Raw genomic sequence first — 9,425 nt, 5'->3', positions numbered from 1 at the left:
TCACAATATTCAATCATATTGTCTGGTTTTCCAACAGCACCATGAAATGATTTGGTAAATTGCGTGGTGAGCTTAAGCCAATTTTCAGGTGATATGCCTAAGCGAGTTAAAATTGGAAGTTCGTTCGCTGAAATAGCGCCGCGCTGATCCTCGCGAATAATACGTCCTGTTAACTCAACGAGTTCAATATAGCTTTTGAGTTCGAACGGTAAGTTTTTTGGCATATGCTTGCGTGGGTTACCTTCAAACTTAAGCAGCGCTTTGGGTTGAGTGCCTTTAAGAGCTGCGTTAATGCGTTGTTGAATGCTGGTGTAATCTGATTTTTCTGGTGTGTTTGCTATTTTTGCTCTTATTGGGTTTAAGTCAACATACGCCATACAGGCTGCAAGTGCTGCTTCATCAAGGAGTGCTTGAGATTTAAACCGCCCTTCCCAGAAGCGACCTGTGCAGTTCTCTTCAAAGTTCGCTTTGCGAGCGATGTCTTCAACGAGTACACGCATAAACCAACTGATGTCTTTTAAACGATTTCGAAGCACTTTAGTCATTTCATCTAACGTGTTTTCTTCAGCTGGATTTAGGGGCTTACCCGATAGGTATTTTTGTGTGAGCAAATTGCCTTTAAATAACTTGTGCCAACGAATAATAACGGCTTTCTGTTTTAATCGTTTCGCTTTCTTCTCATCCACACATAAGACAACATGAGTATGGTTACTCATTACTGCATACGCACACACATCTATACAAAACACCTTGCTCAGTGCGAGTAATTTTTCTTCGACCCAAGCTCTTCGATGCTCAAACGATTGCCCAGTGCTTTTATCTTCACCGCATAAAAAAGCGCGGCGTACACAACGTGAAATACAATGGTAATAGGGAGTATCAATCAGACTGATTTGTTGTTTTCTTGGAACCGCCATAGAACTTCTCATCCTTAAGAAGTGTTACCTAACCTAAACATAGAAAAACACCCAAACTAAATCAAATTAGAGTGGGTGTCTTTGTAATTATTATTGATAGCACCTTCAAACAAGTCTAAAATATCGGAGCTTCCGTTGCCATGAGTGTCTTCATAAAGCGCACCTGCACCAAACAGCATAGAAAGCCCTAGAGCTCCCAGCGCTGCCAAACCAACAGGATTTGCAATAGCAGCAATAGCACCTATAACTCCTGCCGTACCAGCAGCTAGTTTATATAAATCCGCGTCAGTTACTTTCTCTCCTTTGTTCAACTTGTCACTAACTTTTGTAATATCCGAAAATAAGGATATACCTGACAGTGCTGCATTAGATTTTGCTAGCGAAACAAATAGGCTAGCTAAACTCGAAAGCGTACCAGATAGGCCGATTAAGTCTACAGCACCAAAATCGCCGCTTTTATATTTTTTATAGTCTCCTTCCATGTCTGACATAGCTTGATGTACGGTGATTTCACCATTAATTACTTCACCAAGCTTTATATAAAGTCGTCGGTAAAGTTCTTCATCAGATTTTAACCTAGTCATTATTCTGTTCCTTAATTAAATAATTTTTTCCATCATGTAATGAGATTATTCTCCCACATCCACCCTTTTCATTGCATTCTTTGCTTTTAATTCGAACTTTTTGGCCTGGCTTCAAATACTGAATTGCTTCGATTTTTGTTGTGTACCACGTATGCAGCGTTTTTTCTTCAAAAGCTCTAAATTGAAACCCATGTCTCCTTCCGACATATTCGTATGATTCAAACACCACATATCTTTCCCTAATGGGCAAGTCTTGTTTATTGATGAGAAGCCCAGCAAAAGCAAACGGTAAGAGCACAATAATAAACAAATACAAATCTATGTTTTTTCTCATATATCTATCTTTCCCTAATCCCTTCATCCATATGTTGAACAATAGGTGATAATAAAAATTCAATGATTCTTCGTTTTCCCGTTTTTACCTCTGCAGACACTATCATGCCTGCGCTAAGTGGCACTGTACGACCATCTACATTAATGGTTTGTGCTTGTAACGCCACTTTTATAGGAAAAATAAGACCTAATTGTTCATGCTCAATGGTGTCGGTTGATACATCAATCACCTCACCTTCAATCACGCCATAACGGGTGAATGGAAAACTTTCAATTTTTACCTCGACTGATTGCCCGGTATAAGTAAAGCCAATGTCTTTATTAAGTAACCCAGCTTCAACAATGAGCTCTGAGTCTTTTGGTACAATTTGCATAAGTTCTTGCGCTGGCGTGACTACTGCACCAATGGTTGTAATCATTAAATTTTCAACCGTGCCTGCTGTTGGGGCAAGCAACTTAGTTTTTTGCTGTAAAAACTCACTTTTAATTAGCTCTTGATGAAGCGCATTTTTTTGCCGTAACGCCTCTGTGACTTGACCTTGAGTGGTTGTTATTAACTCTTGTTTTAGCAAAGTCAGTTGTTGCTCAGCTCCTTTTATCGCGACATTAAGCTGCTTCACATTTGCTGTTTGAATAAGCATTTCATGCTCTAGTTCGAGCGCTTCCTGTTTGATAGCTAAAAATTGGTCACGCGAAACTAATTTGTTTTTTTGCAGCGTTTCGAGTGATGTCGCCCGTTCTTGCAAAAGAGGCAAGGTTGTTTTGATTTGCGTTTCACGAAGCTCGGTTGCTAATAGTTCTGCTGTTAACCGTTCTAGCTCGTTTGCGAGTTTGCTTTGTTGTTGTTGATATTGTGCGAATTCATTTTGTAATAGAGTTAAGTGTTCTGGTGTTAAACTTGAGGTATTTATTGTTGCAAATGTTTGTTTATTTTTAACAAGGGATAATAGAGCTTTATTGCGATTAAGCTGAACATCTAGTTCGTTTATTTCGTTTTTTAATCGATTGCTTTCAGCTTGGGTTATGGCAGGGTCAAGCTCAATCAATAATAGTCCTTTTTTGACCTTTTGCCCTTCAGTAACATGAATTGCAGTTACAGAGCCTGCTTCAATCGGCTGGATCACTTTAACTTGTCGCTTAGGAGTAGCCATTAACAAAAAGCCATTAACAAAGACACCCACTTTAAAACTATCATTGCTTATCTTCACCATCTATCTCTTTCACCACTTCTTTTTCAAAGCGTGCTTTTAAATACGCTTCATCTAAGGTGTGGTACCAAAGTTGTTTAGTTTGGCCTTTGTCTTTTGCAATTTCGCCAATGCGTCCTGGGTTGTATTTCATAATGCGCTCGGTTTGGTAGCTGGCAATTGGGTCTTGGTAGGCTTTTTCTGGCGATATAACTTGCCAGCCTTTATCGCGGAAAGCATCTGCCAAGTCGCCAACAAATAGGGCGGTAATATCCATTTCATGTAGCAAAATAACGTGTTTTGGTGAGTAACCTAAATATTTTACTGCCAATTCATCGTAGTATTTTGCGCCTTGTATAATTACATCAATGTAAAACTCTTTTAGTTTATCAAAGTCGACTTCTTTGCCATTTTTTAGCTCATCTTGAAATAAATTTTCAATGTACCAATCGTAGTTATTAAGTGTAATGTATGCATTGCGGTAGTCATTTTTAGCTAAATAGGCACGCACGCCGTCACGCTTTTGTTGACTATCGCCTTCTCGCAAATAGGGAAAGCGAAACCAAGGTTTAAAGTTTGGATACTCTTTAATCTGGTTATGGGCGGTTGTAATTTCCTGCAAATAATCTTCTAGGCTGGTTTTATTGATATCTGGATGGGTATGTGTGTGATTGGCAATAATATGCCCAGCATTGGCGTACGCTTTTAAGCGCGCTTTACCCTCTTCATTTAAATGGCGTGTGGTTGCAAAAAATGCAGCTTGTTTTATGCCATGATCGTTTAGTTCTTTAATCAATGTTTTAGAGCGCGTTGGTCCATCAAAATAGCCAGTTGCTTTTCGTGGTGCATCATCAAATGTAAAGGCGATTTGCTTTGCGCTTACGGTGTTTGAAAATAACAAAGTAACAACAATAGATGTGATTAATAAAAAAGGCTTCATAAATAAAAAGGGTGACTAATGTTAATTAGTCACCCTAACATTGGCATTTAAATTAAACAACGCAACCAACTGTTATTTATAACATTAGTTGTTATACAGTTTAGTTAAATACTGCTCGATGCTGCTTTGCCAACTAAAGCGGCTGGTTTTAGCGGTGTGTACCAGAGTTTGCCACTTTGCAGTGTCGTTCATATAACAGTTTAGCGCCTCATTAAATACGCTTTGCAGCGAGTGTACTTGCTCACTAATGGTATTTCCCTCAAAGACAAAACCATTTTCGTGATGTTTTACCGTGTCTTTTAAACCGCCTACCCCATGCACAATACACGGCTGGCCCGCTTTTAACGCAAGCATTTGGCTGATGCCACATGGCTCAAACGAGCTTGGCATTAAGAAAAGATCGCCTAGCAGATATAAATCGTCCGACAAACTTTGCCCATAACCATTTAAAAACAAAAAGTTACTATGCTTTGCCATGAGCTGCATTAACAAAAATTCGTAATGATTGTCGCCACTGCCAAGCATAATAAAGCGGCCGCCTTTTTCGCTTAATTGATTAAGCATTTTACTTAGAGCCACTTCACCATCAGCGCGCTCAAGTAATAAACGCACTTTTTGCTCAGTTAACCTGCCAATACTGGAAACAATGGGGCCTTTAAACTGTGGGCTATCTTGCCATAGCGATATTTGCTCATTAGCAAGGTAATGCACGGTTTTTAATTGCTCAAAACGGCTCATCCAGTTTCGAAGGCACGTTTTACTGCTGCGTAAAAAGCAATCGAGCGTGACTTTCGGCTCAGGCTCACTGCTGTATTCACAGCCATTTAAAATACCAACCAGTTTATCGCTATTTTCTGCAAGCACCTGTTCCAGCCCTTCGCCACCATAAATGCCATTTTGATGGTCGCTGGCACTCAGCACCTCTTCGGCATAACTGTCTGATACAAAGTGTACTTTATCAACCAAACTAATTGCTGCGCGCATTGGGTTATAACAAAACGGGTAGCGCGGGTCGCATAATTGTTGGCCGTCGTAACTTAAGCTTGGAAACCACGCCTCTAAACTTGAATCATCGCCATTAAAAGGTCGTGTACCTTGTAGCGCAAGATTATGAACTGTGTATACCAGCTTAGTATTAGCAAAATCACGATAGCGTGTATCAAACTTCAAAAGCACAGCTAAGGTTGCCGCATGCCAATCATGCAAATGAAAAATGTCTGCCGCTAAATGCCCTTGTAAAATGCACTCGGCAATAACATTACAAAAAAGCGCAAACTTGGTGGCATCTTTGGCAAATGGGCGGTTATCTTCATCATGACAATAAACGCGGCTCTCTCCTGCTTGTTGAAAGAGCGGGTGTACCACCACATACTGGGTTACGTTGTCGCTTGAGATTGCGTGCAATTTATAAAGGTAGGCAGTGTGCTGCTGGTGAGCGAATGAAAAGCTCACTTCTGCGACACACTCACCGTTGTAATGGCTGTGATAATAACCATAATCGGGGATCACCACATCCACATTAATGTTATGCTCTGCAAGTGCCTTTGGCACATCACGAATTACATCGGCGACACCGCCAACTTTCGCGCCCGAAATACAATCGTTTTCGGCCGCTAACATCAAAATTCGCATACAGTCCTCTTATGCAATCGCCGCTTGGCTTGAAGATTTATTAGTTTCGGCATCCGCTTGTTGCGACTTTTTTGCAAGCGCAGCAATCATATCGCGCGTAACAAGCACCACGCCACCACTTGAAATTCTAAAGCCGTTGCCTTCATCTTGTTTGTGATCAACGCCGATGCTTAACCCTTCAGGAATAACACAGCTACGATCAATAATGGCTTTTTTAATGACACAGTTTCGGTTAATCACAACGCCCGGTAACACAACTGTTTCTTCCACTGTGCAATACGAATGCACATGCACATTTGAAAAAAGCAGTGATTTGCGAATGGTTGAGCCTGATATAATACAACCACCTGACACCGTTGAATCAACCGCCATGCCGCGACGTGTTTCATCATCAAAAATAAATTTAGCGGGCGGCAGTTGCTCTTGATAAGTCCAAATAGGCCAATTTCTATCGTATAAATCAAGCGATGGCGTTGGCGATACTAGCTCCATATTGGCTTCCCAGAATGAATCTAGCGTACCTACATCACGCCAATAAGGCGTGCCACCTTGACGCGTATCTCTAAATGGATACGCATACACATTATGCTCTTCAATGATCGATGGAATAATATCGTGGCCAAAATCGCGGCCAGAGCAGCTGTTTTGCGCATCTTTTTTCAATTGTTCAAACAAAAACTCTGTATTAAACACATAGTTACCCATCGACGCTAAACACTTAGTTGGGTCGTTCGGTAATGGCGCAGGGTTCGCTGGTTTTTCTTCAAAGCGCTGTACGCGTTTTTCATTGTTCACCGCCATCACACCAAAAGCGCCTGCCGCTTCTTCCACGGGCACTTCCAAACAACATACCGTCATATCCGCGCCCGTTTCTACGTGCTTAGCAATCAACTCACCATAGTCCATACGATAAACATGGTCGCCCGATAAAATCATCACGTACTTTGGTAAATCGTGACGAATAATGTCCATATTTTGATATACCGCATCGGCCGTGCCGCAGTACCAGTCATCACTATAGCGTTGCGATGCTGGTAAAATCTCAACTGAATCACCTAGTTCCTTTTTAAAGTGACCCCACGCACGATTAACATGGCGAATTAAACTATGCGATTTATATTGTGTTGCAATACCTACTTTGCGCACGCCCGAGTTAATGCAATTCGACAGCGGAAAATCAATGATGCGAAACTTACCGCCAAAATACACCGCAGGCTTTGCGCGCCAATCGGTTAATTCTTTTAAACGCGAGCCCCGGCCACCAGCCAAAATCAGTGCATAGGTGTCGCGGGTAAGGTTACTTATATAACGATTTGCGGAATTAGGCATTACGTTCTCCTTGTGCCTTGTTGAATTCGATTGCCTTAACTTGCCAAATATCTGAGTTGTATTGGCTTATGGTGCGGTCGCTCGAAAACATACCTGATGCGGCCGTATTTAAAATACTTTTTTGGGTCCAAGCACTTTGATCTTGGTAAAGTGCAGCTGAGGCTTCTTGCGCTTTAACGTAACTGTCAAAATCGTAAGCAGTGAGCCATTGATCATGGTTATCACGGATTGAGTTGATCAGCGGCTGAAATAAGTCTGGGTCAAATAAGTTAAAATGACCACTTTCAATCAATGTAATCACACGTGATAAGTTTGGTGAATTTGCAATGATGTCATTGGGGTTATAATGCTCACAAATTTGCGCCAATTGCTCAGCTTTAGCGCCGAACAAAAAGAAGTTATCTAGGCCAACCGCTTCTGAAATTTCAATGTTTGCGCCATCTAACGTGCCAATGGTGAGTGCACCATTCATCATAAACTTCATATTTCCCGTGCCCGACGCTTCTTTACCTGTAGTAGATATTTGTTCGGAGAGGTCCGTTGCAGGGCAAATGGTTTCCATCGCCGTAACATTATAATTAGGCAAAAATGCGACGCGCAAATAAGGTTTGGCAGCTGGGTCATTGTTTATGGCATCCGCCACATGATTGATTAAGCGAATAGTGAGCTTCGCCATAAAATAACCGGGTGCCGCTTTACCACCAAATAACACACAGCGCGGTGTAAAGCCTTCAAGTTCCCCTTCGCGAATGCGTTCATAAAGATGAATAACATGCAAAATGTTAAGTAACTGGCGTTTGTACTCATGAATACGCTTTACTTGCACATCGAACAGCATGGTCGCATCAAACTCAACGCCAGTTTCACGTTCGACTAAATCTACCAGTGCTTGTTTGTTTTCAAGCTTCACTTTTTGCCATTTTTTATGCAGCGATTTATTATCAAACTTCGCACGTAATGCATTAATTTTACTGAAATCGCTGACCCATTCGTCGCCAATTTGTTGGTTTATTAATTGCGCCAATTTAGGATTACAATGCGACAACCAACGCCTTGGTGTTACGCCATTGGTTTTGTTATTAAAGCGCTCTGGCCACAGCGCATAAAAGTCACTAAATAAGCCGTTAGTGAGTAATTCAGTATGAAGTGCAGCAACGCCGTTTACTGAATACGAGCCGACAATGGCTAAATATGCCATGCGAACTTTGGGCTCTGGCCCTTCTTCAATTAGCGACATATCGCGCTGCTTTTGCGTATCGCCCGGCCAGCAGGTTGCTACTTGTTGTAAAAAGCGGGCATTAATTTCATAAATAATTTCAAGTAAACGCGGCAGTAAACGCTCAAATAACCTGACAGGCCATTTTTCTAGCGCTTCAGGCAATAAGGTATGATTAGTATACGCCATGGTACTTGAGGTAATTTGCCATGCTTTATCCCAATCGAGCTGATGATCATCAAGTAAAATGCGCATCAGCTCTGCCACAGCAATGCTAGGGTGTGTATCGTTTAGTTGAAAAACATGGTATTTCGGGAAGTTATGGAAATCTTCACCGTATTGTTTTACCCATTTAGCAATGATGTCTTGCAGTGTTGCGCTTGATAAAAAGTATTGCTGGCGTAAACGCAGCTCTTTACCGTTTTCACTGGCATCGTTTGGATAAAGCACCATGGTGATTTGTTCAGCTTGGTTCTTTTTGGCAACCGCTTCAGGGTAACTGCCCGCATTAAACTCTCTTAAATCAAATTCTTCCGTTGCTTCACTTTTCCAAAGGCGTAGGCGATTCACTACATCATTGCGATAACCTGGGATCGGCACATCATAGGGCACAGCTAACACATCTTGGGTATTTACCCAGTTGCGATGCTCGCGGCCATGTTTGTCTTTATACACTTCCACATGACCAAAGAATTTCACTCGTTGGCTTTGTTCTGGTGCGGCAATTTCCCACGGATGCCCTTCATGTAGCCAGTGATCGGGCTGTTCAACCTGACGCCCTTGCTCAAGTGATTGATTAAACATGCCATATTCATAGCGTAAGCCGTAGCCAACCACAGGCAGTTTTAGTGTGGCACAGCTATCTAAAAAGCACGCTGCTAAACGCCCTAAACCGCCGTTGCCAAGGCCTGCGTCGTGTTCAGCCGCGGCAACTTGCTCAAGTTCACTGCCATATTGGGTAAGCGCCTCGGTTACTTCAGGTGCTAAATCTAAATTTAAAATCGCGTTATTTAGCGCACGCCCCATTAAAAATTCGAGCGATAAATACGCCACTTGTTTATGTGGCACGCTATCGCGCTGTTGGTTGGTTTGGCGGCACTTTGCCACCAACCTATCCCGAATGGTTAGTGCTAACGCTTGATACAAATAACGCTGCGATTTATTGACCTGGTCGCGCCCTAATGTGTAATAAAAATGACGATATAAGTCTTCGCTCAGATCTGAGTTTTCGATAATACTTGAAGGTAAAGGCGTTTTTTTATCGGCTAAATTTGATTGCTTGTTCAC

Annotated in this window: 8 protein-coding genes; all 8 read right to left on the bottom strand. The window is 41.8% G+C overall.

Features of this window, described 5'->3' with window-relative positions; genetic code table 11:
- Positions 1-917 (bottom strand): hypothetical protein (locus AN214_RS17320; RefSeq protein WP_054980874.1); only part of this gene is annotated, 917 nt, incomplete at its 3' end.
- 56 nt (positions 918-973) lie between these two features.
- Entirely contained in the window at positions 974-1,501 is a 528-nt protein-coding gene (locus AN214_RS17315; protein ID WP_054980873.1) for a hypothetical protein, read from the bottom strand.
- Complete coding sequence (locus tag AN214_RS17310) at positions 1,494-1,835, bottom strand: hypothetical protein (protein ID WP_054980872.1); 342 nt, start codon at positions 1,833-1,835, stop codon at positions 1,494-1,496. The genes AN214_RS17315 and AN214_RS17310 overlap by 8 nt, the downstream gene beginning before the upstream one ends.
- Before the next feature lie 4 nt (positions 1,836-1,839).
- On the bottom strand, positions 1,840-3,045 hold the full coding sequence (locus tag AN214_RS17305; RefSeq protein ID WP_200911142.1) for an HlyD family type I secretion periplasmic adaptor subunit: 1,206 nt from the start codon (positions 3,043-3,045) through the stop codon (positions 1,840-1,842).
- A complete protein-coding gene (locus AN214_RS17300; protein WP_054980871.1) occupies positions 3,026-3,961 on the bottom strand; it encodes a polysaccharide deacetylase family protein in 936 nt (311 codons plus the stop codon). The genes AN214_RS17305 and AN214_RS17300 overlap by 20 nt, the downstream gene beginning before the upstream one ends.
- Before the next feature lie 84 nt (positions 3,962-4,045).
- Positions 4,046-5,593 (bottom strand): glycogen synthase, encoded by a 1,548-nt coding sequence (locus tag AN214_RS17295; protein WP_054980870.1) that lies wholly within the window; start codon positions 5,591-5,593, stop codon positions 4,046-4,048.
- A gap of 9 nt (positions 5,594-5,602) precedes the next feature.
- Positions 5,603-6,922, bottom strand: coding sequence for a glucose-1-phosphate adenylyltransferase (gene glgC / locus AN214_RS17290; RefSeq protein WP_054980869.1), 1,320 nt, complete (start codon positions 6,920-6,922; stop codon positions 5,603-5,605).
- Positions 6,915-9,425 carry a glycogen/starch/alpha-glucan phosphorylase gene (locus tag AN214_RS17285; protein ID WP_054980868.1) on the bottom strand — a complete coding sequence of 837 codons (2,511 nt, stop codon included), beginning with the start codon at positions 9,423-9,425 and terminating at the stop codon, positions 6,915-6,917. Before AN214_RS17285 ends, glgC begins: the two co-directional genes overlap by 8 nt.

This window comes from Pseudoalteromonas sp. P1-9 (assembly GCF_001399975.1).
Classification (GTDB): Bacteria; Pseudomonadota; Gammaproteobacteria; order Enterobacterales; family Alteromonadaceae; genus Pseudoalteromonas.
The sequence above is the reverse complement of the archived record's forward strand: the minus strand, read 5'-3'. Positions and strand labels throughout refer to the sequence as shown.

Bases quoted from the DNA above. Each gene is read 5' to 3' on its own strand.
- AN214_RS17315 (WP_054980873.1), bottom strand. From the start codon at position 1,501: ATGACTAGGTTAAAATCTGATGAAGAACTTTACCGACGACTTTATATA.
- AN214_RS17310 (WP_054980872.1), bottom strand. From the start codon at position 1,835: ATGAGAAAAAACATAGATTTGTATTTGTTTATTATTGTGCTCTTACCG.
- AN214_RS17305 (WP_200911142.1), bottom strand. From the start codon at position 3,045: ATGGTGAAGATAAGCAATGATAGTTTTAAAGTGGGTGTCTTTGTTAAT.
- AN214_RS17300 (WP_054980871.1), bottom strand. From the start codon at position 3,961: ATGAAGCCTTTTTTATTAATCACATCTATTGTTGTTACTTTGTTATTT.
- AN214_RS17295 (WP_054980870.1), bottom strand. From the start codon at position 5,593: ATGCGAATTTTGATGTTAGCGGCCGAAAACGATTGTATTTCGGGCGCG.
- glgC (WP_054980869.1), bottom strand. From the start codon at position 6,922: ATGCCTAATTCCGCAAATCGTTATATAAGTAACCTTACCCGCGACACC.